34 protein-coding genes are annotated in these 21,447 nt (G+C 71.4%); 25 read left to right on the forward strand and 9 right to left on the reverse strand.

The window, feature by feature from the left end:
* The first annotated feature begins 29 nt into the window (after window positions 1-29).
* From ACN269_RS27760 to ACN269_RS27845, 18 genes are all read left to right on the forward strand, one after another.
* Window positions 30-344 (forward strand): hypothetical protein, encoded by a 315-nt coding sequence (locus tag ACN269_RS27760; protein ID WP_421475194.1) that lies wholly within the window; start codon window positions 30-32, stop codon window positions 342-344.
* A complete protein-coding gene (locus ACN269_RS27765) occupies window positions 341-550 on the forward strand; it encodes a hypothetical protein (RefSeq protein ID WP_421475195.1) in 210 nt (69 codons plus the stop codon). Before ACN269_RS27760 ends, ACN269_RS27765 begins: the two co-directional genes overlap by 4 nt.
* Window positions 547-771 carry a hypothetical protein gene (locus tag ACN269_RS27770; protein ID WP_421475196.1) on the forward strand — a complete coding sequence of 75 codons (225 nt, stop codon included), beginning with the start codon at window positions 547-549 and terminating at the stop codon, window positions 769-771. Before ACN269_RS27765 ends, ACN269_RS27770 begins: the two co-directional genes overlap by 4 nt.
* A 2-nt stretch (window positions 772-773) precedes the next feature.
* Window positions 774-1,337, forward strand: a complete 564-nt coding sequence (locus ACN269_RS27775; RefSeq protein ID WP_421475197.1) for a hypothetical protein — start codon at window positions 774-776, stop codon at window positions 1,335-1,337.
* Between the two features lie 10 nt (window positions 1,338-1,347).
* Entirely contained in the window at window positions 1,348-2,619 is a 1,272-nt protein-coding gene (locus ACN269_RS27780) for an RNA ligase family protein (RefSeq protein WP_421475198.1), read from the forward strand.
* On the forward strand, window positions 2,616-2,837 hold the full coding sequence (locus ACN269_RS27785) for a hypothetical protein (protein ID WP_421475199.1): 222 nt from the start codon (window positions 2,616-2,618) through the stop codon (window positions 2,835-2,837). Before ACN269_RS27780 ends, ACN269_RS27785 begins: the two co-directional genes overlap by 4 nt.
* On the forward strand, window positions 2,834-3,298 hold the full coding sequence (locus ACN269_RS27790; protein WP_421475200.1) for a hypothetical protein: 465 nt from the start codon (window positions 2,834-2,836) through the stop codon (window positions 3,296-3,298). Before ACN269_RS27785 ends, ACN269_RS27790 begins: the two co-directional genes overlap by 4 nt.
* Window positions 3,299-3,323: 25 nt before the next feature.
* The gene (locus ACN269_RS27795; RefSeq protein WP_421475201.1) at window positions 3,324-3,644 is read left to right on the forward strand and encodes a hypothetical protein; all 321 of its coding nucleotides are present in this window, start codon (window positions 3,324-3,326) and stop codon (window positions 3,642-3,644) included.
* A 90-nt stretch (window positions 3,645-3,734) separates the two neighbouring features.
* A complete protein-coding gene (locus ACN269_RS27800) occupies window positions 3,735-4,121 on the forward strand; it encodes a hypothetical protein (protein WP_421475202.1) in 387 nt (128 codons plus the stop codon).
* Window positions 4,122-4,150: 29 nt separating this feature from the next.
* The gene (locus ACN269_RS27805; RefSeq protein WP_421475203.1) at window positions 4,151-4,885 is read left to right on the forward strand and encodes a DUF2786 domain-containing protein; all 735 of its coding nucleotides are present in this window, start codon (window positions 4,151-4,153) and stop codon (window positions 4,883-4,885) included.
* Between the two features lie 59 nt (window positions 4,886-4,944).
* Window positions 4,945-5,481 carry a WhiB family transcriptional regulator gene (locus ACN269_RS27810; RefSeq protein WP_421475204.1) on the forward strand — a complete coding sequence of 179 codons (537 nt, stop codon included), beginning with the start codon at window positions 4,945-4,947 and terminating at the stop codon, window positions 5,479-5,481.
* Between the two features lie 18 nt (window positions 5,482-5,499).
* Window positions 5,500-5,889 (forward strand): hypothetical protein, encoded by a 390-nt coding sequence (locus ACN269_RS27815; RefSeq protein ID WP_421475205.1) that lies wholly within the window; start codon window positions 5,500-5,502, stop codon window positions 5,887-5,889.
* Entirely contained in the window at window positions 5,886-6,191 is a 306-nt protein-coding gene (locus ACN269_RS27820) for a hypothetical protein (protein ID WP_421475206.1), read from the forward strand. The genes ACN269_RS27815 and ACN269_RS27820 overlap by 4 nt, the downstream gene beginning before the upstream one ends.
* Complete coding sequence (locus ACN269_RS27825) at window positions 6,188-6,382, forward strand: hypothetical protein (protein WP_421475207.1); 195 nt, start codon at window positions 6,188-6,190, stop codon at window positions 6,380-6,382. Before ACN269_RS27820 ends, ACN269_RS27825 begins: the two co-directional genes overlap by 4 nt.
* On the forward strand, window positions 6,382-6,600 hold the full coding sequence (locus ACN269_RS27830) for a hypothetical protein (RefSeq protein WP_421475208.1): 219 nt from the start codon (window positions 6,382-6,384) through the stop codon (window positions 6,598-6,600). Before ACN269_RS27825 ends, ACN269_RS27830 begins: the two co-directional genes overlap by 1 nt.
* The gene (locus ACN269_RS27835) at window positions 6,597-6,953 is read left to right on the forward strand and encodes a dATP/dGTP diphosphohydrolase domain-containing protein (protein ID WP_421475209.1); all 357 of its coding nucleotides are present in this window, start codon (window positions 6,597-6,599) and stop codon (window positions 6,951-6,953) included. Before ACN269_RS27830 ends, ACN269_RS27835 begins: the two co-directional genes overlap by 4 nt.
* Entirely contained in the window at window positions 6,950-7,150 is a 201-nt protein-coding gene (locus ACN269_RS27840; RefSeq protein ID WP_421475210.1) for a hypothetical protein, read from the forward strand. The genes ACN269_RS27835 and ACN269_RS27840 overlap by 4 nt, the downstream gene beginning before the upstream one ends.
* 39 nt (window positions 7,151-7,189) lie before the next feature.
* Entirely contained in the window at window positions 7,190-7,429 is a 240-nt protein-coding gene (locus ACN269_RS27845; RefSeq protein WP_421475211.1) for a hypothetical protein, read from the forward strand.
* Between the two features lie 63 nt (window positions 7,430-7,492).
* Here ACN269_RS27845 and ACN269_RS27850 read toward each other — a convergent pair whose 3' ends face one another.
* Both ACN269_RS27850 and ACN269_RS27855 read right to left on the reverse strand, forming a co-directional pair.
* Window positions 7,493-7,681: a DUF397 domain-containing protein gene (locus ACN269_RS27850; RefSeq protein ID WP_421475212.1), complete on the reverse strand. Its 189-nt coding sequence runs from the start codon at window positions 7,679-7,681 to the stop codon at window positions 7,493-7,495.
* Window positions 7,668-8,462 carry a helix-turn-helix domain-containing protein gene (locus tag ACN269_RS27855; RefSeq protein WP_421475213.1) on the reverse strand — a complete coding sequence of 265 codons (795 nt, stop codon included), beginning with the start codon at window positions 8,460-8,462 and terminating at the stop codon, window positions 7,668-7,670. Before ACN269_RS27855 ends, ACN269_RS27850 begins: the two co-directional genes overlap by 14 nt.
* A gap of 475 nt (window positions 8,463-8,937) precedes the next feature.
* Here ACN269_RS27855 and ACN269_RS27860 point away from each other — a divergent pair, with 475 nt between their 5' ends.
* The 5 genes from ACN269_RS27860 to ACN269_RS27880 all read left to right on the forward strand — a co-directional run bounded on the left by ACN269_RS27860 (window position 8,938) and on the right by ACN269_RS27880 (window position 14,447).
* Window positions 8,938-9,213 (forward strand): hypothetical protein, encoded by a 276-nt coding sequence (locus ACN269_RS27860; protein WP_421475214.1) that lies wholly within the window; start codon window positions 8,938-8,940, stop codon window positions 9,211-9,213.
* Entirely contained in the window at window positions 9,213-9,461 is a 249-nt protein-coding gene (locus ACN269_RS27865) for a flavin reductase (protein WP_421475215.1), read from the forward strand. The genes ACN269_RS27860 and ACN269_RS27865 overlap by 1 nt, the downstream gene beginning before the upstream one ends.
* A 323-nt stretch (window positions 9,462-9,784) precedes the next feature.
* The gene (locus ACN269_RS27870) at window positions 9,785-10,645 is read left to right on the forward strand and encodes a sulfurtransferase (protein ID WP_421475216.1); all 861 of its coding nucleotides are present in this window, start codon (window positions 9,785-9,787) and stop codon (window positions 10,643-10,645) included.
* 48 nt (window positions 10,646-10,693) lie between these two features.
* On the forward strand, window positions 10,694-11,875 hold the full coding sequence (locus ACN269_RS27875; RefSeq protein WP_421475217.1) for an acetoin utilization protein AcuC: 1,182 nt from the start codon (window positions 10,694-10,696) through the stop codon (window positions 11,873-11,875).
* A 16-nt stretch (window positions 11,876-11,891) separates the two neighbouring features.
* On the forward strand, window positions 11,892-14,447 hold the full coding sequence (locus ACN269_RS27880) for a GNAT family N-acetyltransferase (protein ID WP_421475218.1): 2,556 nt from the start codon (window positions 11,892-11,894) through the stop codon (window positions 14,445-14,447).
* A gap of 81 nt (window positions 14,448-14,528) precedes the next feature.
* Here ACN269_RS27880 and sigB read toward each other — a convergent pair whose 3' ends face one another.
* From sigB to ACN269_RS27895, 3 genes are all read right to left on the reverse strand, one after another.
* Complete coding sequence (gene sigB, locus ACN269_RS27885; protein ID WP_421475219.1) at window positions 14,529-15,521, reverse strand: RNA polymerase sigma factor SigB; 993 nt, start codon at window positions 15,519-15,521, stop codon at window positions 14,529-14,531.
* 314 nt (window positions 15,522-15,835) lie between these two features.
* A complete protein-coding gene (dtd, locus tag ACN269_RS27890) occupies window positions 15,836-16,258 on the reverse strand; it encodes a D-aminoacyl-tRNA deacylase (protein WP_421475220.1) in 423 nt (140 codons plus the stop codon).
* Entirely contained in the window at window positions 16,258-17,742 is a 1,485-nt protein-coding gene (locus ACN269_RS27895; protein ID WP_421475221.1) for a DUF7059 domain-containing protein, read from the reverse strand. The genes dtd and ACN269_RS27895 overlap by 1 nt, the downstream gene beginning before the upstream one ends.
* A 96-nt stretch (window positions 17,743-17,838) precedes the next feature.
* Between ACN269_RS27895 and ACN269_RS27900 the strand changes: the two genes are divergently transcribed.
* A complete protein-coding gene (locus ACN269_RS27900; RefSeq protein WP_421476600.1) occupies window positions 17,839-18,423 on the forward strand; it encodes an HhH-GPD-type base excision DNA repair protein in 585 nt (194 codons plus the stop codon).
* A gap of 3 nt (window positions 18,424-18,426) precedes the next feature.
* Here the strand turns inward: ACN269_RS27900 and ACN269_RS27905 are convergent, their stop codons facing one another.
* Window positions 18,427-18,738, reverse strand: coding sequence for a hypothetical protein (locus tag ACN269_RS27905; protein WP_421476602.1), 312 nt, complete (start codon window positions 18,736-18,738; stop codon window positions 18,427-18,429).
* A 2-nt stretch (window positions 18,739-18,740) separates the two neighbouring features.
* The gene (locus tag ACN269_RS27910) at window positions 18,741-19,040 is read right to left on the reverse strand and encodes a hypothetical protein (RefSeq protein ID WP_421475222.1); all 300 of its coding nucleotides are present in this window, start codon (window positions 19,038-19,040) and stop codon (window positions 18,741-18,743) included.
* A gap of 104 nt (window positions 19,041-19,144) precedes the next feature.
* Here ACN269_RS27910 and ACN269_RS27915 point away from each other — a divergent pair, with 104 nt between their 5' ends.
* Window positions 19,145-19,504, forward strand: coding sequence for a DUF3099 domain-containing protein (locus tag ACN269_RS27915; RefSeq protein WP_421475223.1), 360 nt, complete (start codon window positions 19,145-19,147; stop codon window positions 19,502-19,504).
* A 29-nt stretch (window positions 19,505-19,533) separates the two neighbouring features.
* Here the strand turns inward: ACN269_RS27915 and ACN269_RS27920 are convergent, their stop codons facing one another.
* Both ACN269_RS27920 and ACN269_RS27925 read right to left on the reverse strand, forming a co-directional pair.
* Window positions 19,534-20,436, reverse strand: a complete 903-nt coding sequence (locus tag ACN269_RS27920) for a carbohydrate kinase family protein (RefSeq protein WP_421475224.1) — start codon at window positions 20,434-20,436, stop codon at window positions 19,534-19,536.
* Entirely contained in the window at window positions 20,433-21,368 is a 936-nt protein-coding gene (locus ACN269_RS27925; RefSeq protein WP_357393597.1) for a pseudouridine-5'-phosphate glycosidase, read from the reverse strand. The genes ACN269_RS27920 and ACN269_RS27925 overlap by 4 nt, the downstream gene beginning before the upstream one ends.
* Window positions 21,369-21,447 lie beyond the last annotated feature (79 nt).

Here is a 21,447-nt window from a genome sequence, read left to right on the forward strand (position 1 = left end):
CACACCCCAACTTGCTAAGGAGTATCGAGATGGATGTCATGGCGGACTACGCCTGGGTCATCACGAAGGACCACATCACCCCGCCGGAGGAGGAATCCGACGAGGGGATCGCCGGCCCGCGCCTCGCGCCGGACGACCTGCTGAAGCGGGTGAAGGCCGGCGAAGGCCACACCTTCTACCTCTACGACGGCGACGGCGAGCGGTACTACACCGGGCGCCTGCTGACGACCGGCGACATGGGCAGCGAGGAGCACTGCGCCGCCCCGCTCGACGACTTCGGCACCGGCTGGGCCGGCTGCACGGACGTCCGCTGGCACGGCCACCCCGAGTGGGCCATCGGATGACCGCCGCGAGCTGCCAGACCTGCCGCAACCTGCGAGTCCAGATCGGCCAGGCGAACGGCGACCTCGCCGCCGCCGTCCGTAAGGCCATCAACCGGCCGACCGCCTACCAGCTCGCGCAGGTGGAGCGGATGAAGGCCCGCAAAGCCGAGACCAAGAAGACGATCGCTCAACACGAGCTGACCTGCGAGGAGCTGGTGAACGCATGAAGACCTACACGGTTCGGTGGCGCGAGATCAGTGACCACGAGACCGAGCTGACCGCCGAGGACATCGCGGCGCTGCTGGGGTGCACGGTCGAGGAGGTCGAGGAGGACATCGACCAGGCGATCGACGACTCCGGGAACAGCCTCGCTGACGAGCTGTCCGAGTACAGCGACCAGGCGTTCGACGGCCTGGTCCGCGAAGACATTGAGATCGAGGAGCTGTAGGCATGGACACGTTGCTGGAGAAGGGCGACCTGCGGGTGCGCCTGCTGCCCGACGAGCTGCACCGCGACATCCGCGCCGAGCTGGACGGCCTGCCGCACGAGCTGCGGGAGTTCGACCCGCACAGCTACGGCCGGGACCGCAGGGAGGCCCGAGAGGTCGGCGGCCCGCTGTTCGACGAGTACGCCTGGTTCCTGCGGCGGAGCTGGTGGCGCGACGACCCGCAGGACTGGGTGGCCAAGGTGTTCCGCCGGTACGTCGAGATCGTGCACGGCGGTGTCGTCGAGACGGTCGGCCGGCGGACGTTCTACCTGCTGCCGGAAGACGCGGGCGGCACCGTCGACAAGGACGTACTGAGAAGCGACCTCGTCAGCGGCGTCGACACCATCCGCAAGTGGGAGGACGGCGAGGTCTACAGCTACGTCGTCGAGCGCCTGGTCGAGTGGGCGCGGCTGGACGACCTCGGCATCCGGCGCAAGACGTGGGAGCACGAGGACTCCTGCGGCGGCTACATCGGATACGAGCACGCGGTTGAGGCCGCGACCGAAGCGTTCGAGTACGCGAACTGAGGGGAAGACCGTGAAGTTGCAGGAACCGAAGAACGTCAACTACGCCGCCGTCGTCGTGCGGGTGCGGCACATCAACACCCTGGCCAACTGCGACAGGGTGGTGGGCGTGCCCTTGCTGGGCTACCAGGCGATCGTCTCGAAGGACACGCAGGTCGGCGACCTGGGCGTGCTGTTCACCGCCGAGACGCAGCTCAGCGTGGCGTACGCCGCCGCGAACAACCTGCACCGGCACGCGTACCTGAACGTCGACCCGGCGCTGACCGGCTACCTGGAGGACAACCGCCGCGTCAAGGCGTTGAAGTTCCGCGGCCACCGCTCGGACGCCCTGTTCATGCCGCTCGACAGCCTGGCGCCCTTCATGAAGGACCCGCACCAGCTCCGCGAGGGCGACACGTTCGACGAGATCAACGGGCAGCCGATCTGCCAGAAGTACCTGCTGCGGCAGCCGGGTCAGCGCTCGGCCAAGGTGGTCGGGCCGGCGCGACGAGAGCGGGTCGACGAGAAGCTGTTCCCGAAGCACTTCGACACGGGCAGCTTCTTCCGGGCGCCCGGTGCCATCGGCAGCGATGATCACGTAGTCGTCACGCAGAAGCTGCACGGCACGTCGGTCCGGGCCGGGCACACGCTCGTCGAACGCAAGCTGCGCTGGCGCGACAAGGTGGCCCGGTTCTTCGGTGCCAGCGTGGTCGAGCGGGAGTGGGCGTACGTCTACGGCTCCCGCAACGTGACCAAGGACCCGGACAACCCGTGGGGGACCGAGTTCTACGGCCGCGACATCTACACCGAGGTCGGCTCCCGGCTCAAGGGGCTGCTGCCCAAGGGCTACGTCGTGTACGGCGAGATCGTGGGCTGGGTGCCGGACTCGGACAGGCCGATCCAGCGCGACTACACCTACCGCATCCCCGAGGGCGTGGCGAAGCTCTACGTCTACCGCGTCGCCGTGATCAACGAGGACGGGCGGTCGGTCGACTTGAGCTGGCCGGCGGTCAAGGAGTTCTGCGCCTCGATCGGCGTGGACACGGTGCCCGAGCTGGCGACCCGGCGGGGCATCAACGACTTCTATGTGGAGGGGTTCCTCGACCGGCGGTTCGCCGACCGGCCGATCCTCTACAACGAGGACCCGTTGCCCACGGACAACGTGATGGTCGACGAGGGCGTGTGCCTGCGGGTCGAGGGCATGACGCCGCTCGTGCTCAAGGGGAAGTCGCCCGAGTTCCTTCGGCACGAGACGAAGATGCTCGACAAGGGCGAGCTGGACATGGAAGCGGAGGCGGCCCTGTGACCCAAGTTGCTAAGATAGATTCGGCGTCCGGCGAACTGCTGCGCGTGTACCTGGTCCCGGCGGACCGGGTCGCGGAGTTCCACGACCTGGTGAACGCGGCCACCGAAGCCGCCCAGGGGGACAACCGAGACGACGAGCTGCGCGCCCTCTGGCGTCTCGTCGGCAACTCGGTGCAGGCGTTCGAGGCGGCCCAGATCGTGAAGGTGAGGTTCAAATGAGTGACGTCGCGCTGACCATGCACGGAGACACGCTGGTCGTCGAGGCCGGCGACCTGCCGACCGCCAGGCAGACCCTCGCGGAGTACGCCACGCGGGAGAGCTTCGTGTGGATCACCAACGCCGAGAGCGGCAGCGTGTGGGCCGCCTACGACCTGGCCCCGGAGGAGATCGAGGGGTTCGCTCGCGGTCTGTCCGAGGACGAGTACGACGAGCTGATGGACGCCGAGTTCGTCCGTCACTGCGGCGACCTCTACCCGATCACCGAGTTCAGCCGCGACGCCGGGATCACCCGGGGCGCCGGCCTGCCCGAGTGGATGCAGGGGTGGCACGCCCACCTGTCGGAGTCGGCGTTCTCCGGGCTGCTGCTGCGCTACCACCAGCTCGACCCCGACGACGACGGCAGCCCCGTCGACATGTCGGGCGGCTCCGGCGTCACCATCGCCCGCTACATCCTCAGCTAACCACCCCCACCAGCAAGGAGTGCTCATGAAGAAGGTCACCGCGGCTACCGCCGCCATCGTCGCCGCGCTCGCGCTCGCCGGCTGCCAGGCCGAGACCAAGACCGACGCGCCCGAGCCGACGCCGGACAACATCGTTGACGGTACCGGGACGCAGGTCATCCGGATGCCGGACGGGTTCCGCAACGTGGCGGTCACCAAGTACGTCACGAAGGACGGCGCCTGCTACATGGTGTTCGTCACCAGCCGGGGCATCTGGGAGTCCGGCAACAAGGACTTCACGACGCTGCCCTCGGGGATCTCGACGATCCCCTGCACCCCGGCCACGCGGCCCGGACTTGCTAAGTAGTATGGCCGTGCGTTGATGGTGGTGGCTGGGCTCGCGGGTCCGGCCGCCGCCACCTGTCGCACGGACAGGGCCAACATCGAAGGGGACATCATGGAAGACCTGCCGATCCGGGAAGCGTCCGCGCTCAAGCCGGGCGACCGCTACATCCGGACCGCCTACAACACCGAGACGGGCGACGACGAGGACGTCATCGTGACCGTGCTCGGCGAACAGCAGCCGTGCAGCGACATCTTTGGCCGCGACATGATCCGCTACTGGGCGACCCGGGCGGACACCGGAGCTGAGGGGTGGGTGATCTTCGGCCCGCACGCGCTGGTCAAGGCGCTCAAGTGCGACTGGCAGACGGCCTACGGGCTGCCGTGGACGGAGACCTGCGACGAGCCGGCCGCGCCGGGTCAGCCGTGGTGCGTCGAGCACTGCCAGGACTGGCAGGCCAACTACGGCCTGCCGCTACCGGGCTCCGCCCGCACTTGCTAAGGTATAAACACTGCACGAGGAGAACGCGAATGAGCAACGACAGTACCAGCCCCGACATGCTTAGCAAGGTCCGCAAGCTGCTGGCCCAGGCCGAAGACCCGGCCTGTACGCCGGCCGAATCCAAGGCGTTCACCGCCAAGGCCGCCGAGCTGATCGCCCGGTACGGCATCGAGAAGGCCCTGCTCAACGCGGCCATGCCCGAGGCCCAGAGGGAGGCGGTCGCTGACCGGCAGATTCTTGTGCCGGCGCCGTACTCCACCGAGAAGTCGGCGCTACTGCACCTCGTCGCGCAACCGCTGAACGTGCACACCGTTCGCCTGCGCACCACGCCGCGCCGGGTCGGCTACACCGTGCACCTGTTCGGCTTCCCGTCCGACCTGGAGCGCGTCGAGCTGCTGTTCACGTCCCTGCTGGTGCAGGCGTCGCACGGCATCATCACGGCCCGCCCCATCTTCCAGGGCGAGAGCCCGACCAGCTACCGCAGGGCGTGGCTGCGCGGGTTCGGACACGAGGTGTGGGCGCGGCTGACCGCCGCCGAGCAGCGCGCCAAGGGTGAGCACGAAGGGCCGTCGACCGACCTGGTGCTCGCCAACCGCAAGTCGGCCGTCGACAGCAGGGCGGCCGAGGTCTACCCCAAGTTGAGGACGCTTCCCAAAGCGAAGATCAGCAGCACCGGCTACGGTGCCGGCCGCCTGGCCGGGCAGCGAGCCGACCTCGGAGGCGACCGGGTCTCCACGGCGGCAGGCGCGGCGATCGGGACCTAGCGCCAGCGCCCGACACCGAGCCGCCACGTACCGCAGCACCTAGTAGTCAAGGAAACGCAATGATCAGCACCATCGCTCAGCAATGCACGACGGACGACGCGGAGACGTTTTTCGACGCCCGCCGCGCCAACGACGCGATCGACATCTGTATCGACTGCCAGGTCATGGTCCAGTGCCGCGACCTGGCCCGCGCCGAGGGGCACCTCTATGGGGTCTGGGGTGGTGAGACCCCGAGAGCCCGCCTCGACTGGCTGGCCGAGCACCACCCCGACCCCGAGGTCAGGGCCGACGCGGCTACCGAAGCCGCCCGGCTGGAGCGCGACCGCCAGCGGTCGAGCGATGCCAACCGCGAGGCCCGCGCTCGCAAGCGGGCGGAGAAGGCCGGCTTGCCCTACACGCGGCCCCCGGCGGAACCGGGGTCGAACGTCGTCGCGATCCCCACGATCCACCAGCTCAGAGCCCAGCGCCTCGCGCAGCGGGCTCGCCAGTTGCTCCGTGACGGGGTCGACATGGACGGCATCGCCGAGGAGCTGGGCACCACCAGGCGCAGCGTCCAGCGGTACCTGAGCGACAAGTACGACAACATTCCAGCGTAACTTGCTAAGGAGTATTCGATGACCAACTTCATCAGCCCGACGTCCGTAGCCGCCCACTACTTCCGCCCCGCCGAGTACGAAGACGCCATCGCCGTCGTCCTCAAGCCGCGAGCGATCATGCCGACCGGCGCTGACGGCAAGCCCGAGGTGCTGTGCTCGGCCGTCATCTTCGATACCGAGGAATCGCTCGACGCCGCCACCCCGACGCGCGTGCTGCCGGACACCATCGTGAACGTCGGCGTCATCTACAAGCAGCTCGTCCGCACCTTCGACCAGGGCGGCGTGCTCCCCGGCTACATCGCCCAGGGCGCGATGACCACCCACGGCACGAAGCCCTGGATCATCGAGGCCCTGGACCCCGAGGACCAGGCCCAGGCCGAGAAGGCGTGGAACCTGGTGACCGCATGAGCAAGATGCACAAGCGCCGCCGGGCGATCAGCTTCAAGACCCACCACACCCGCCCGCGCCGCCGCACCGTCATGCGACCCACGCCGGCTCCCAGTGCCCGCACGAGGGAGTCGACGCAACTCGGGCTGCTGATCCTCGCCGCCATTCTCGCGACGCTCACGCTCGTCGGCGCGCTCCTGCTCGTCCAGTGGGACCGCGAGGACTGGGATCAGCGCTGCCGAGACATCGGGGGCGAGCCGACCACCCTTCACCGAGGCCAACTCTGCATGTCCGAAGACGGCCGCATCCTGGATTCGCGATGACGTTTCAGCACATCGGCCTGCCGATGGCGTGCGCCAACCTGGCGTGCCCCAACAAGCCAGGCGAAGGGCACTTCGTCCTCATAGAGACCCGCGAGAGCGTCGTCGGCGGCCACCGCCCGATCCGCCTCTACATCTGCGCCCCGTGTGCCGCCGGCCTGCTGGCAGCCCTGACCAAGGAGGTCACCGCCTGATGGAGTTCATCATCGTCGACCGGCGAGGCGAGCCGGGAAGGATCTTCGCCTACGGGGTCTACCTGGTTCCCGTTGGCGCTGACGAGAAGCACCTGCGGGCGAAGTACATCGGCGGCACGGACACCGAATGGGGCGCCCGCCGGAAGATCCGCAAAGAGCGCAGGCGGATCGAGTTCAGGGAGTCGGAAACCATGGTCATTCACAGGGAGACGCTGTGAGCGCGTACGTCACGAAGGACTCCGGCGAGCGCGCCCAGTACGACTCCGGGATGGTGCGCGACATCCAGGAGGGCAAGCCGCGGTTCGACCTGATCCTCGCGGCCGACCTGCCCTACGAGGAGCAGATGTTGACCCGCCTGGCCCAACTCCTACAGCGCGGAGCCGTCAAGTACGGCGAGCGCAACTGGGAGAAGGCCCGAGGGGGCGAGGAGCTGGCACGCGCCAAGGCCAGCGCCATGCGCCACCTCATCCAGTGGATGTGCGGCGAGCGCGACGAGGACCACGCCGCCGCTGTCGTGTTCAACCTGATGCTCGGCGAGTTCGTGAACTACCAGATGGGGGAGGCCCAGTGAGCCGCAGGTACGACGTCAAAGTGAACACCAGCCCGGTCGCCAACAACTACGCCGGCCCCATGGAGCGGATCATCGAGTTCAGCTCGCCGGCCGGCGGGGGACTGATCGCCTTCACCACCCCGGGCGACGGGACGCTACGGGTCGACGTCTACCAGATCGACGACACCGTGACCGTGGTGTCGCCACCGGCGAAGTGACACCAGGGGGTGTCGGTGGGGATCGGTACTCTCGCTGGCATGAGCGAGGAGTTCCCCGACGAGGAGTGGCTTGACAACGACCTGGTCATCGACGCCCAGGGCCGGCTGTTCGTCCGGGCCGACCGGGACAGCATCGCCGAGGGCTGGCCGTGGGCGTACGCGCCTGATGGTGCGCCGATGAACCCGTCGAGCCTGCCAGGCCCCGAGGGGTCCGTCGAAGAGACCTATCCCGAGCGGCCTCTCGTGCTGCTGGTGCGCGACGGTCGACCTGCACGGTAGAGACGCGAAACACGAAGGCCCGGCCCCCCATCTCGGGGAGCCGGGCCTTCTTGCGTTTCCGGGTCAGTGCTTCTTGGCGAAGTCGACGAAGGCACCCCACGTCTGCGGGGTGAAGTTGAGCGTTCCGCCGTCGCGGTTCTTGGTGTCGCGAACGAGCACGACGCCGGGCAGGTTGTCTGCCACCTCGACGCAGTCACCCCCGCTGGTGCCGCTACGGGTCGACTTGCGCCACTGGGCGTTACTGAGGTCCATGGCTCTCTACTTCCTTCATCAGGGCGATTGACAGGCTTTGCGGGAGGGCAACGCCCCTCACGCCTTCCCATCTAGCCAGAAGCGTAGCCATCCCATCCTCGCCATCCACGACAAGACCCGCAAGCTGGTTCTCCAGGTGGCCCACCCAGTTGCCATCCGACGACCTAGCTAGAGCGAGCGGACCGGACAGGCCGACGTGCAACCCGGCGTCCCGGGGGATGACGTGAATGTGGATGTGGGGCAGCTCGGCCATCTTCACCAGGTGGGCGAGCTGTTCGCTCATGATCGCGTCTTGGCGTCGCAAGGCGCCCTCGTCGATCACGGCCACGACCTGAGGGGGGCGCTCGCGGGTCAGGATCTCCTGCCGCTCCAGCCGGGAAGCCACCTGGTTCTCCACCTCGGACTCCGGCCGCAGGTCGTCGAAGCGGAGCACCGCGCGGGCATAGTTCGCCGTCTGGAGCAGGCCCGGAATGAGGGTCGGGTTGAAGTACCTGAGCTGCATGGCGACGCGCTCGGCGTCGAGCCACGGCCTGAACCAGCTTGGCTGGCCGGCGCTCTGCGCCATCTCCAGCAGTGACACGAACAGCCCGCCGGTATCGAGCACCTTGTCCGCCCGCTCGGCGTACGCCAGGTCCATGGGCCGAGTGCCGGTCTCGACCGCGGAGACCGTCGAGCCTGAGTAGGAGGCGCGTCGGCCGAATTCGTCCTGACTCATGCCCTGTAGGGCTCGCAGCTTGCGGAGCTGCACGCGAATGAGTTCGGCGGTCTGCTCGCTTTCCATGCGTCCTCCAGGATCTCGCGAAGATCACCAGGCCGTCGCCAGGACTCGCACCGGGCGTCCAGAGTAGCGCCGCAACCTGCCGTAACGCCTTCCGACAGTAGTCCCGTCCTAACCAGACTGTCACCCATGCGATCCGGCTCCCATCCAGTGTGGGACGGGGTTGGGTCGCAGGGGTCGCTCCGCTTCCCCCGTGGTGGAGCGGCCCCCTCCCAGACTGGCGGGGTGGGGTAGACGTGAGGCATCGCGGAGGGTGGCACCGGAAGTCTCATCGTGGCCGGCACTGCGCGTGCTGCTCGGAGCGCCGCGCGACCAGGGGTGGGCGTCGGCGGCCCGCTCCGACGCCCGAGCCGGCCACCCCCGCCCCGCCGTTCAGCTATCCGCCCTACTCCGACAGCGGGCCGACCGAGATCCTGTGGCATCTCGCGGCCGAACTGGTCACCGCCGGGCAGTCAATGCGGGCGAGCGGGAGCCGCTGATGATCACCATCGAGATCCGGGGTCACGTCGCGGAGAGCCCGACGTGGAGTTGCCAGGGATGCGGCGAGCCGTGGCCCTGCGCCGAGATGCGGATCATCCCCCGCGAAGACGCGCACACCTACCTGTCGCTGATGGCGTCCATCCTGCCGTCCGCCATCCGGGATCTCCGCGGCCGACTCGACGGGCCGGACCCGATCGCCATCGTGAGGCGTTTCGTCTGGTGGCTGCCGCTGAGCTACGACGAGGCTCGGGCCATCGCGAAGAGGATGCGCTGATGCCTCGCCCCGGCCGCCCTCACCTGCCGATGCGCCCGCTCTGGCGCTGCCGTGGCTGCGGCGTGGAGTGGCCCTGCCAGCCGGCCAAGCTGTCTCTGCTCAGCGAGTACCAGGGGAATCGGACCGGGCTGATCATCTACCTCGCGCAGCAGATGGTCGAGGCGCGTGACCAGCTCCACCAGCTCAACCCGGACAAGATGCCCGACCTGACCGAGCGGTTCCTTGCCTGGGCACGCCCCCGGGGCTGACGTTCAGCGCGACCCCTGATTCGGCTTCTCGTTCTGCCGCTCCCGCTCGGCCAGTTGCCGGCCGTACTGGCGGCCGAGGTTGCGGAAGTGGTCGCGGACGCTCTGCGGAAGGTTGCTCATCGTGGGCTCCTGTACCTAGTTGTCCTGTTCCGACAGCTCCGGTACTCTCCCCGCTGAAGGTAATCACTGACTCGGTCGTGTCGACCAGATCGTGAGACTTCATAAGGTAAGCGGCCCTCCGATGCACGATGCTACCCTGCCGCGCGGCGAGCGACCGCTGCCGAATCGCGTCGTGGTGACCCGGATGGTGTTGGATGGTCGCCATGTCCGGTACCGAGGAGTTGCTGGTCGAGGTCGACCGGCTCACCGCCGAGCTCGACCAGGCCGACCCGCCCACCCTGCTCGACGTCCGCTGGCGGCTCACCGGCCCGCCCGGCCACGACGACTACCTGGCCGGCCACCTGCCCGGCGCGGTCTTTCTCGACCTGGACACCGCGCTGTGCGGGCCGCCCGGCGTCGGCGGTCGGCACCCGCTGCCCGACCCGGGCGCGCTGCGGGGGGCGCTGCGGGCCGCCGGCGTCCGTTCCGGTCACCCCGTGGTGGTGTACGACGGCGGCGACGGCCTGGCCGCCGCACGCGCCTGGTGGACGTTGCGGTGGGCCGGACACCAGTCGGTGCGCCTGCTGCACGGGGGCTTCCCGGCCTGGGTCGCCGCCGGCCGGCCGGTCTCCACCGAAGCGCCCACCCCGCGCCCCGGCGACGTCGAGGTGCACCCCGGTGCTCTCCCGGTGCTCGACGCCGGGCACGCCGCCGCCCTGGCCGCCGCCGACGACGCCGTGCTGCTCGACGTACGCGCGGCACCGCGCTTCCGGGGCGAGGTCGAACCGATCGACCCGGTCGCCGGTCACGTGCCCGGCGCGGCGAACCTGCCCGGCGGCGAGTACGTGGGCGCCGACGGGCGCTTCCCGGCCGCCGAGGTGCTGCGGGACCGGTTCGCCGCCGTCGGCGTGAACGGGGCGCGGCAGGTCGGGGCGTACTGCGGCTCCGGCGTGACCGCCGCGCAGGCGGTTCTCGCGCTGCACCTGGCCGGCCGGCCGGACGCGGCGCTGTACGTCGGATCGTGGAGCAACTGGGTCGCCGACGCCTCCCGGCCGGTCGCCACCGGACCGACACCGGAGCGCTGACCAGCGCGTGCGATGGGCCGGCGACGGTCCTCGTGCGACGATGGGCTCATGTCCGACGACACGGTGGTGGTGTGGGACCCCGCGCTGCTCGCCTACAACCTGGGTGACCATCCGCTCGACCCGGTCCGGGTGGAGCTGACCGTCGCGCTCGCCCAGGAGTTGGGCGTCCTGACCCGACCCGGTGTGCGCGTGGTCAAGCCGGAGCCCGCCGACGACGCCCTGCTGACCCGCGTACACGACCCGGCCTACCTGGCCGCCGTGCGGGCCGCGCCGCGCGACCCGCTGTTCGCCGGGTACGGGCTGGGCACCTCCGACAACCCGGTCTTCGAGGGGATGCACGAGTCCAGCGCGTTGATCGCCGGCGCGACGGTTGCCGCGGCCGAGGCGGTCTGGCGGGGGGACGCCCGTCGGGCCGTCAACGTGGCCGGTGGCCTGCACCACGCGATGCGCGCCCGGGCGTCCGGTTTCTGCGTCTACAACGACCCGGCGGTGGCCATCGCGCGGCTGCTCGACCTGGGCGCCGAGCGGATCGCGTACGTCGACGTGGACGTGCACCACGGCGACGGGGTGCAGGACATCTTCTGGGACGACCCGCGGGTGCTCACGGTCAGCCTGCACGAGACCCCGCTCGCGCTCTTTCCCGGCAGCGGCTTCCCCGACGAGACCGGCGGGCCGGGGGCGCAGGGCAGCGCGGTGAACCTGCCGTTGCCGCCCGGCGTCGACGACACCGGCTGGCAGCGGGCGTTCCACGCGATCGTGCCGTCGGTGCTGCGCGCGTTCCGGCCGCAGGTGCTCGTCACCCAGTGCGGCGCGGACGGGCACCGGCTCGATCCGCTCGCCGACCTGAACCTGACGGTGGACGGGCAGCGCGCCACCTACCTGGCGCTGCGGGCGCTCGCCGACGAGTTGTGCGAGGGCCGCTGGGTCGCCACCGGCGGTGGCGGGTACGCGCTGGTCGAGGCGGTGCCGCGAGCGTGGACGCACCTGCTGGCCGTGGCGACCGGCGACCCGATCGACCCGGCGACGCTCACCCCGCTCGCCTGGCGGGAGTTGGCGGCGGCCCGGCGACCGGGCCGGGACATCCCGCTGCGGATGACCGACGACGCCGACCCGTCGTACGAGCCGTGGCAGCCGACGGGTGAGCCGAACGCGGTGGACCGGGCCATCGCGGCGACCCGCAAGACCGTCTTCCCGCTGCTCGGCCTCGACCCGTACGACCCGCGGGACTGAACCGGGCCGTCCTGCGGTGACGAGCGTGGACCAGACCGTCGACGTGCTGCTCAGCGATGGCAGCACCGTCCAGTTGCGGCAGATCGACCCGACCGACGCGCCGGGCATCGTGGCGATGCACAGCCGGTTCTCCGAGCGCACCCGCTACCTGCGGTACTTCTCGCCGTACCCGCGCATCCCGGAACGCGACCTGATCCGTTTCGTCACGGTCGACCACCACGACCGGGAGGCGTTCGTGGTGCTGGCCGCCGACCGGATCGTCGCGGTCGGCCGGTACGAGCGCCTGGGCCCGCAGGCTCCGGAGGCGGAGGTGGCCTTCGTGGTGGAGGACGCCTTCCAGGGGCGGGGTATCGGCTCGGTGTTGATGGAGCACCTGGCCGACGCCGCCCGGCGCAACGGCATCATGAGCTTCGTCGCCGAGGTGCTGCCGGCCAACGGGACGATGCTGCGGGTCTTCGCCGACTTCGGCTACCAGGTCCAGCGCGCGTACGCCGACGGCGTGGTGCACCTGAGCTTCCCGATCGCCCCGACCGAGGCCACCCTGGAGGTGCAGCGCGGCCGGGAGCACCGCACCGAGGCACGGTCGATCGCCCGGCTGCTCGCCCCACGGGGCATCGCCGTCTACGGCGCGAGCGCCACCGGGCAGGGCGTCGGCGCGGCGGTGCTCGGGCACCTGCGCGACGGCGGTTTCACCGGTGCGGTGGTGCCGGTGCATCCGAGCGCGTCCACGGTGGCCGGGCTGCCCGCGTACCCGAGTGCTGTCGACGCCCAGCTGCCGGTGGACCTGGCGGTGGTGGCGGTCCCGCCGGAGGCGGCGACCGCGGTGGTCGCCGACGCGGCCGCCGCCGGGGTGCACGGCCTCGTCGTGATCTCGGCCGGCTTCGCCGAGGCCGGCGGTGAGGGCGCGGCCATCCAGCGGTCGCTGGTCCGCGCGGCCCACGCCGCGGGCATGCGCGTGGTCGGCCCGAACTGTCTGGGCGTGGCCAACACCGATCCGACGGTACGCCTCAACGCCACGCTCGCACCGGCGCTGCCGCCGGCCGGCCGGGTCGGCATCTTCAGCCAGTCCGGCGCGTTCGGGGTGGCGCTGCTCGCTGAGGCGGACCGGCGCGGTCTGGGCCTGTCCAGCTTCGTCTCGGCCGGCAACCGGGCCGACGTCTCCGGCAACGACCTGTTGCAGTACTGGCAGGACGACCCGGGCACCGACGTGATCATGCTGTACCTGGAGACGTTCGGTAACCCGCGCAAGTTCGCCCGGCTGGCCCGGCGGATCGGCCGCGGCAAACCGGTGGTGGCGCTCGCCTCGCCGGCCCGCCCACCCGGGGTCGGTGCGGCCGCCGGCCCGGACGAGGTGGCGGTGGCCGCGCTCTTCGCCCAGTCCGGGGTGATCCGGGTGGACACCGTGGCGGAGCTGCTCGACGTGGGGGTCCTGCTGGCCAACCAGCCGCTGCCCACCGGCGGTCGGGTCGGCGTGGTCGGCAACTCGTCGGCGCTGACCGGGTTGGCGGCCACGGCCTGCGTCGGACAGGGCCTGACGGTGGCCGACGGCTACCCGCGTGACGTCGGGCCGAGCGCCGGCGCCGCCGAGTTCGCCACCGCCCTCGCCGAGACGGCCGGCGACGACCGGGTGGATGCCCTCGTGGTGGTCTTCGCCCCACCGCTGCCCGGTCAACGCACCGATGTGGACGCGGACGTCACCGCGGCCCTTCCGGCGGCCCTGGCCCTGGGCAAGCCGACCGTGGCGACGTTCCTGGTCGGCCGGCTGCCGGCCGGGGTGCCCGCGTACGGCGGGGTGGAGGAGGCCGTCCGCGCCCTCGCCCGGGTGCACCGGTACGCGCGGTGGCTGGACCGCCCACCCGGCGTGACGCCCCAGCTGCCCCGCATCGACCGGGACGCCGCGCAGCACGCGCTGCGCGCCGACCCTGTCGACGCGGGGGCGCTGCTGGCCGCGTACGGCATCGAGACCGTGCCGTCGACGCTCGTGGACACGGTCGACGCGGCGGCCGAGGCGGCGGCGCGGGTGGGTTTCCCGGTGGCCCTCAAGGCCGCCGATCCGGGGCTGCGGCACCGGCTCGACCTGGGCGCGGTTCGTCTCGACCTGCGCGACGAGGCGGCCGTGCGCCACGCGTACACCGAGCTGGCCGCCGGCTTCGGCGCGGACGTGCTGGTGCAGCCGATGGTCCCGCCCGGCGTGGCCTGCGTGGTGGAGCTGGTAGAGGATCCGGCGTTCGGGCCGGTGGTCGGCTTCGGTCTCGGCGGAGTCGCCACCGACCTGCTCGGGGACCGGGCCTGGCGGGCGGTGCCGCTCACCGACACCGACGCCGCCGAACTGGTGGACGAGCCGCGCGCCGCACCGCTGTTGCGGGGGCACCGGGGCGCCGCGCCGGTGGACCGCGCGGCCCTGGCCGACCTGCTGCTGCGGGTCGGTCAGCTCGCCGACGAACAGCCCCGGGTGCGGGCGGTCACCCTCAACCCGGTGCTCGCCCGCCCGGACGGCATCTCGGTCCTGCACGCCCAGGTACGCGTCGGCGGCGTGGCCGCCCGTCCGGACACCGGCCCCCGCCGCCTCTGAGGGCGCCCTCGGGGGATCGTTTCCTCGACAGCGGGGAAGGCCCCGGCGAACCGCCAGGGCCTTCCGTCCTACTGAGGCGCGTCAGCAGGCGTACGCCTCCAGGCGCTGCGCCCGCTCCGGCGCGCGCAGCTTGAGCAGCGTCACCTTCTCGATCTGCCGAATGCGCTCGCGGGACAGGCCGAACTCGCGGCCGACCTCGTCCAGGGTGCGCTGCCGGCCGTCGTCCAGCCCGAACCGGAGGCGAATGACCGCCTGCTCCCGCTGCGACAGCGTGGCCAGCACGATGCTCACCTCGTTGCGCAGCTCGCCGTGCGCGGCCCCCTCGCCCGGGTCGGTACGCGGGTCCACCGCGGCCACGAAGTCACCGAGCGCGCTCTCCCCGTCGTCGCCGACGGCCTGGTCCAGGCTGACCGGCTCCCGGTCGTACGAGATGAGTTCGATGACCTGGAACTCGGGGATCTCCAGGGCTCGGGCGACCTCCGCCACGGTGGGCTCGCGGCCCAGCGTCACCGCCAGCTCGCGGCGGGACCGGACCATCCGGTTGACCTGCTCGACCATGTGCACCGGGATCCGGATGGTGCGGGCCTGGTCGGCCATGGCGCGGGTGATCGCCTGCCGGATCCACCAGGTGGCGTACGTGGAGAACTTGTAGCCCTTGGCGTAGTCGAACTTCTCCACCGCCCGGATGAGACCGAGGTTGCCCTCCTGGATCAGGTCGAGGAAGGCCATGCCGCGTCCGGTGTACCGCTTGGCGATGCTGACCACCAGCCGCAGGTTCGCCTCCAGCAGGTGGTCCTTGGCGGCGCGACCCTCGACCACGATCAGCTCCAGGTCGGTCCGCAGCTCCTCCGAGACCGGAGTGCAGGTGGCGAGCTTCTCCTCGGCGAACAGCCCGGCCTCGACCCGCCGGGCCAGCTCGACCTCCTGCGCGGCCGTCAGCAACTTCGTCCGACCGATGCCGTTGAGGTACGCCCGGACCAGGTCGGTGGAGATGCCGCGCTCGTCGGTGGCGTCCAGGTCGGTGAGGGCGTCGGTCTCGGTGCTGGTGGCTGGGCGCGTCCGGTGTTCCGTCATCTCTGTCTCCCCGTATCCCACGTCTGTGCCGTGTCTCCGGCCCAGTGGTGCCGGTGTGAGACACAGCTTGGCGGGCGGGACGTGAAACGGGAGTGAGCTGATCGCGGACCCGACAGCAATCCCGCAGGATTGCCACCGAAATCTGTCACCAGACCACTTGCGACCACCCGAACAAGTTCCGGCGGTGGCCCTCCCCGGCTTCCGCGCGTTGATCATGAAGTTATTACCCTGACACGCCGGTCCGGCGAGCAATAACTTCATGATCAACGGGGTGGGAGGGGTGGGAGGTGGGGGAGGGGGGAGGGGGAGGGGGGTTAGAGGTCTAGGAGGATGGTCTTGGGGCCTATGTTGGTGCTTTCTACGAGCATGTGGGTGCGGAAGCGGCCGGTCTCGACCTTCGCGCCGCGGTCGCGGAGCGCTTGCACGACCGCAGTGACCAGGGGCTCGGCCACCTCGGCGGGGGCCGCTGCCGTCCAACTCGGACGGCGGCCCTTGCGGGCGTCGCCGTAGAGGGTGAACTGGCTGACCACCAGGATCGGGGCCCCGACGTCGGCGGCGGACCGCTCGTCGTCCAGGATGCGCAGCTCGTGCACCTTGCGGGCCATCGTCGCGGCGGTCTCGGCGGTGTCGGTGTGTGTCACCCCGAGCAGCACCAGCAGGCCGTCCTCGATCGCGCCGACCACCTCGTCGTCCACCGTCACGCTGGCCCGCCCGACCGTCTGCACCACGGCCCGCATCAGCCCGTCACCGGCTCGATGAAGCCGCGCTCGACCAGGTGCGCGACGATCGGGCCGGCCGCCTCGGCCATCTCGTCGGGTTCCACGTCGTGTGCCGCCGCGAGCAGGGCGAGCTGATCACGGAGCGGCAGGCGGCCGTCCGCCCCGCCGACCAGCGCCAGCACCAACGGGTCGATCTCCTCGGTCCAGCGCAGGCCGTGCGGCATCGCGAGCACCTGCCGGTCGACCGCCCAGCCCTCGTCACCCATGGTGGCCTCCTGGCGGAGCTGGAGACCGTCGGCGGCCCGGTAGCGCTCGGCGAGCAACGCCTCGGTGTCGCGTACCCGCAGGAAGTCCTGACGGTCGAACCAGGCGCCGATCTGGTCGCCCAGTGGCGGCGCGACCCGCTGGCGCAGGTCCTCCACGCGGACCACCGGATCGGCCTGACCGCCGCGGCGCAGCGACACGATGCCGAAGCCGATCGCCTCGATCTTGTGTTGGTCGAACCAGTCCAGCCAGACGGCCGCCCGTTGCGGGTCGGCCCCCTCACCCACGTCGGTGAGCCACAGGTCGACGTACGCCATCGGGTCGGCGACCTCGCGCTGGATCACCCAGGCGTCCAGGCCGGTGCCGGCGAACCAGCCGGCCACCCGCTCGTCCCACTCCTCGCCGGCGACGTGCACCCAGTTCGCCAGGTACTGCATCGTGCCGCCCTCGGTGAGCAGGCCGGGGGCCGCGGCGGCCAGTTCGGCGGCGATGGCGTCGCCCACCCGACCCGAGTCGCGGTAGACGTGCGTGGTGGTGCCGGGGCCCACCACGAACGGCGGGTTGCTCACCACCAGGTCGAATCGGCGGCCGGCCACCGGCGCGACCATGTCGCCCCGCAGCAGCTCCCAGTCCTGGCCGTTGAGGGCGGCGTTGGTCGCGGCGAAGCGCAGAGCCCGCTCGGAGAGGTCCGTGGCGGTCACCGTGTCGGCGTGGGTGGCCAGGTGCAGAGCCTGCACGCCGGAGCCGGTGCCCAGGTCCAGGGCGGCGCCGACCGGCCGGCGTACGGTCGCCCCGATCAGGGTGTGGGTGGCCCCGCCGATGCCGAGCACGTGTTCGGCGTGCAGCGGTCGACCCGGCCTGGCGCTGGCCGGCACGTCGGCGAGCACCCACCAGTCGTCGCCGTACGGTTCCAGGTCGACACCGGCGCGCAGGCCCTCGTCGTACCGCTCGACGAGCCCGCCGGCCAGCGCCTCGTCGAGCCCCAGCGGGGCCAGCGCGGCGGCGACGGCGGTCTCCGGCTCGGTCTGGTCACAGATGAACAGCCGGATCAGCGTGGCGAGCGGGTCGCGGTCCTCGGTGCCGCGCAGCGCGGCCCGGTAGTCGTTGCGCGCGACCGAGGCGGTGGCCTGCGGACCGAGCCGTTCGGCGATGCCGTTGCTGGTGAACCCGGCCCGGGTCAGCGCGGTCCGCAGGGCGTCGACGCCGGCGGGGGAGAGCAGCATGTCGTGTTCGTCCACGTCGCCATCCTGCCCCGCGTCGAGTCCCGCGGTCGGCGGCACCCGCCGACGGACGTCGGAGCGTCGGTGTCCGACCGCGTCGGTGGGCGGGGCAGGATGGTGGCCATGACGCTCGTGCTCCCCATCGACCCCGAGGCCAACCGTCTGCTGGAGCGCAGCCCGCTGGCCCTGCTGGTCGGCATGGTCCTCGATCAACAAGTCGCGATGGAGAAGGCGTTCTCGTCGCCGTACGTGCTGGCGCAGCGGCTCGGTCACGACCTGGACGCGGCGGAGCTGGCCGGCTACGACACCGAGGCGCTGGTCGCGATCTTTGCCACCCCGCCCGCCCTGCACCGGTTCCCGAAGGCGATGGCGACCCGGGTGCAGGAGGTCTGCCGGGCGCTCGTGGAGCGCTACGACGGCGACGCGGCGCTGCTGTGGTCGGACGTCGCCGACGGGCCGGAACTGCTGCGGCGGGTCGCCGACCTGCCCGGCTTCGGTAAGCAGAAGGCGCAGATCTTCGTGGCGCTGCTGGGCAAGCGGTTCGGGGTGACCCCGCAGGACTGGCGGACGGCGGCCGGCGGGTACGGGGACCCCGGCGCGTACCGGTCGGTGGCGGACGTCACCGACGCCGACTCGCTGCGCCGGGTGCGGGAGTACAAGCAGCAGATGAAGGCTGCGGCGAAGGCCGAGAAGGGCTGACGTTCAGGCGGCGGTGGGGTGGGCCAGCGAGGCCAGCGCGCGCCGGACGTCGGCCAGCGAGACGGTGGCCGAGTCGTCGAGGTCGGCGAGGCCGGCCTCGATCCACTGCCGCATCAGCGTGGTTACCCCGATGCCGCGGGCGTCGGCGGCGGCGCGGACCCGCTCGTAGGTCTCCAGCGGCAGCCGGACCGACCGGCTCACCATCGGCACGTCCGTGTCGGGTGTCGGCAGGTCCACTGCGGGGCTCTCGTCGATCAGGTCGGCGAGCCGGTCGTCGCCGCTGTGGAACTGCTTCGTCGCGTCGTCACGGTGCATCGTCACGGCCCCCCTCGTCGGCGATCTCTCCGCACGGCCTCGTCGTAGCGCTTGGACTCGACGTCGCTCAGCTCGCGGGCGGAGAGGATGTCCCAGTCGTTGTCGGTGCCATCGGCCTCGGCGAGCAGCACCGCCAGGCGGCGGCCCCGGCGGGCGGCGGCGTAGACCACCATCACGTCGTCGCCCAGGTGGCGGATGACCCGTCGCGCGCTGTGCAGCGCCTCCCAGACTTCCCCGGGCGTGACGTCGTAGACCCTCAGGTTGGCCAACGCCTCGTCGGTGAAGCTGAACCTGCTGCCCACGAGACGCAGCGTACCACGTACGTAACACGTACCGGGATGACTCGATATTGGCTGATCACGGCTCCGTGGTGACAGGATGGGGCGTAATCCCCTCGAGGAGGTCCATGGTGAAGCGTCAGGCGTACGAGCCGATTCTCATCACCGATGCCTCGCGCAGCCAGCAGGATCAGCTCACCAGCCGTCAGCGCCGCTATGTCCTCATGATGGGCATCCGGGTGGCCTGCATCGTCGCCGGAGCGATCCTGGTCGGCGCGAAGGCTCCGCTGCTCTGGCTCTGGTTGCCGCTGTGCGCCCTCGGCATGGTGCTCATCCCGTGGCTGGCCGTGCTGCTGGCCAACGACCGGCCGCCCAAGGAGGAGCACCGGCTGGCCAACCGGTTCCACCCCCGGCGGCGGGACGCGGCCCCACCGATGAGCCTCACCGCCGACGAACGACCCCACAAGATCATCGACGCCGAGCCCTGACCCGCCCCGCGGGCCAGGGCTCCGACGCCTCAGGCCGGTGGTCGGGCGCCGACGCTGGAGACGGCCAGCGCCCCCAGTTCGGTCGCGCGGTCCAGGGCCCCGGTCGCGGTGGCACCGCCGAGCCAGGCGGTCAGCAGGCCGGCCGCGAAGGCGTCGCCGGCCCCGGTGACGTCCACCACCGCCACCCGCCGGGCCGTCGCCACGCTCACCGTGGCGGTTCGGCCCTCCACCCACACCGCGCCCGCCGCCCCGCGTTTGACGACCACCCGCCGGGCCGTCGCCGACAACACCCGCCCCTGCGCCGCCGGGTCCAGCCCGCCGGCCAGCACCGTGGCCTCGTCCGCGTTGACCAGGAGCAGGTCGACATCGCGTACCCAACCCAGGAAGGTCCGCGCGCCGACGCGCTGCAGCGGCGCCGCGGAGGCCGCGTCGACGCTGGTGGTGAGCCCGCGCTCGCGGGCGGCGGCCAACGCGCGCAGGCCCGCCGCGCGCGACGCGGCATCCAACAGGGTGTACGCGGACAGATGCAGATGCCCCGCGTCGGGCGTCGCCGCGAGGGCCTTCTCGACGTGCCCGGCGCTCAACCGCAGGTTCGCGCCCCGCGACGTGACCATGGTCCGCTCGCCGTCGGCGGTCAGCACCACCACCGTGCCGGTGGGTACGCCCGGCACCCGCTCGACGGCGCAGTCCACGCCCGCGCGGGCCAACTCGGCCACCCGGTCGCGCCCCGCGTCGTCGTCGCCGACCGCGCCGACGAGCGTGACGGCGAATCCCTGGGCGGCCACCCAGGCGGCGGTGTTGGCCGCCTGCCCGCCGCCGCCGAGGCTGATCTCGGCGTCGGTGTCCGTGCCGGCCGCGAGCGGCCCGCTGAGCACCGCGACCACGTCGGTGATCACGTCGCCGACGACGATCACGCGGGTCCCAGGGGTCATGCCGGGACGGCGGAGGCGCGGGCGACCGTGGCGACCGCGATGCGCGCGGCCAGGTCGGCGTTGCGCAGGATGATGCGGATGTTGACCGCGAGGCTCGCGCCCTCGGTGGCCGAGTGGAAGTGCGCCAGCAGGTACGGCGTGACGGCCTTGCCGGTCACCCCGTCCCGCTCCAGCAGGGCCAGGCCGTCGGCGAGGGTCCGGTCGTGCAGCTCGGGGTCGAGCTGTTCGTCGACCGGCAGCGGGTTGGCGACGAGCAGCGCGCCGGTGTGCACGGCGTGCTCGTCCCGGGCGGCCAGTACGGCGGCGACCTGCTCCGGCGAGTCCACCGACCAGTCCAGGTCGAAGCCGGCGTCGGTCAGGTAGAAGCCGGGGAACCGTCGGGTGCGGTAGCCGAGCACGGCGACCCCGAGGGTCTCCAGGCGCTCCAGGGTCGCGCCCACGTCGAGGATCGACTTGACTCCGGCGCAGACCACCGTGATCGGTGTCTGGGCCAGGGTGACGAGGTCGGCCGACTCGTCGAAGGTGTGCTCCGCCTCCCGGTGCACCCCGCCCAACCCGCCGGTCGCGAACACCCCGATCCCGGCCGCCGCGGCCACCGCGCTGGTCGCGGCCACGGTGGTAGCGCCGTCCGCGCCGGTGGCCGCCGCCACGGCCAGATCGCGCACCGAGAGCTTCGTCACACCATCGACGGTGGCCAGTCGGGTCAGCTGCGCGTCGTCCAGACCGACCACCAGCTCGCCACGGATCATGCCGATCGTCGCCGGAACCGCCCCGGCGTCCCGGACCGCCTGCTCGATCTCCCGCGCCACCCGCAGGTTCTGCGGACGGGGCAGGCCGTGCGAGACGATGGTGCTCTCCAGGGCGACGACGGGTCGGCCGTCGCGCAGGGCTGCGGCTACCTCGGTGCCATAGCTGATGCGAAAGTCAGTCACACGGGCACCGTACGGGGTCTTACGCCGGCCGGCCTCAAGTGGACCCGGCCGTGATGACCTGCCAAACTTGTCGGTTGGA

Origin of the sequence: Micromonospora sp. WMMD736, from assembly GCF_049179015.1 — a bacterium.
In the GTDB taxonomy this organism is placed as follows: Bacteria; Actinomycetota; Actinomycetes; order Mycobacteriales; family Micromonosporaceae; genus Micromonospora.

Bases quoted from the DNA above. Each gene is read 5' to 3' on its own strand.
- ACN269_RS27905 (WP_421476602.1), bottom strand. From the start codon at position 18,738: ATGCACCGTGACGACGCGACGAAGCAGTTCCACAGCGGCGACGACCGG.
- ACN269_RS27825 (WP_421475207.1), top strand. From the start codon at position 6,188: ATGACGTTTCAGCACATCGGCCTGCCGATGGCGTGCGCCAACCTGGCG.
- dtd (WP_421475220.1), bottom strand. From the start codon at position 16,258: ATGCGGGCCGTGGTGCAGACGGTCGGGCGGGCCAGCGTGACGGTGGAC.
- ACN269_RS27795 (WP_421475201.1), top strand. From the start codon at position 3,324: ATGAAGAAGGTCACCGCGGCTACCGCCGCCATCGTCGCCGCGCTCGCG.
- ACN269_RS27875 (WP_421475217.1), top strand. From the start codon at position 10,694: ATGTCCGACGACACGGTGGTGGTGTGGGACCCCGCGCTGCTCGCCTAC.
- ACN269_RS27900 (WP_421476600.1), top strand. From the start codon at position 17,839: ATGGTGGCCATGACGCTCGTGCTCCCCATCGACCCCGAGGCCAACCGT.
- ACN269_RS27855 (WP_421475213.1), bottom strand. From the start codon at position 8,462: ATGGAAAGCGAGCAGACCGCCGAACTCATTCGCGTGCAGCTCCGCAAG.
- ACN269_RS27800 (WP_421475202.1), top strand. From the start codon at position 3,735: ATGGAAGACCTGCCGATCCGGGAAGCGTCCGCGCTCAAGCCGGGCGAC.
- ACN269_RS27790 (WP_421475200.1), top strand. From the start codon at position 2,834: ATGAGTGACGTCGCGCTGACCATGCACGGAGACACGCTGGTCGTCGAG.
- ACN269_RS27775 (WP_421475197.1), top strand. From the start codon at position 774: ATGGACACGTTGCTGGAGAAGGGCGACCTGCGGGTGCGCCTGCTGCCC.
- ACN269_RS27915 (WP_421475223.1), top strand. From the start codon at position 19,145: ATGGTGAAGCGTCAGGCGTACGAGCCGATTCTCATCACCGATGCCTCG.
- ACN269_RS27845 (WP_421475211.1), top strand. From the start codon at position 7,190: ATGAGCGAGGAGTTCCCCGACGAGGAGTGGCTTGACAACGACCTGGTC.
- ACN269_RS27860 (WP_421475214.1), top strand. From the start codon at position 8,938: ATGATCACCATCGAGATCCGGGGTCACGTCGCGGAGAGCCCGACGTGG.
- ACN269_RS27760 (WP_421475194.1), top strand. From the start codon at position 30: ATGGATGTCATGGCGGACTACGCCTGGGTCATCACGAAGGACCACATC.
- ACN269_RS27805 (WP_421475203.1), top strand. From the start codon at position 4,151: ATGAGCAACGACAGTACCAGCCCCGACATGCTTAGCAAGGTCCGCAAG.
- ACN269_RS27770 (WP_421475196.1), top strand. From the start codon at position 547: ATGAAGACCTACACGGTTCGGTGGCGCGAGATCAGTGACCACGAGACC.
- ACN269_RS27865 (WP_421475215.1), top strand. From the start codon at position 9,213: ATGCCTCGCCCCGGCCGCCCTCACCTGCCGATGCGCCCGCTCTGGCGC.
- ACN269_RS27850 (WP_421475212.1), bottom strand. From the start codon at position 7,681: ATGGACCTCAGTAACGCCCAGTGGCGCAAGTCGACCCGTAGCGGCACC.
- ACN269_RS27820 (WP_421475206.1), top strand. From the start codon at position 5,886: ATGAGCAAGATGCACAAGCGCCGCCGGGCGATCAGCTTCAAGACCCAC.
- ACN269_RS27815 (WP_421475205.1), top strand. From the start codon at position 5,500: ATGACCAACTTCATCAGCCCGACGTCCGTAGCCGCCCACTACTTCCGC.
- ACN269_RS27920 (WP_421475224.1), bottom strand. From the start codon at position 20,436: ATGACCCCTGGGACCCGCGTGATCGTCGTCGGCGACGTGATCACCGAC.
- sigB (WP_421475219.1), bottom strand. From the start codon at position 15,521: ATGACGGAACACCGGACGCGCCCAGCCACCAGCACCGAGACCGACGCC.
- ACN269_RS27870 (WP_421475216.1), top strand. From the start codon at position 9,785: ATGTCCGGTACCGAGGAGTTGCTGGTCGAGGTCGACCGGCTCACCGCC.
- ACN269_RS27810 (WP_421475204.1), top strand. From the start codon at position 4,945: ATGATCAGCACCATCGCTCAGCAATGCACGACGGACGACGCGGAGACG.
- ACN269_RS27765 (WP_421475195.1), top strand. From the start codon at position 341: ATGACCGCCGCGAGCTGCCAGACCTGCCGCAACCTGCGAGTCCAGATC.
- ACN269_RS27830 (WP_421475208.1), top strand. From the start codon at position 6,382: ATGGAGTTCATCATCGTCGACCGGCGAGGCGAGCCGGGAAGGATCTTC.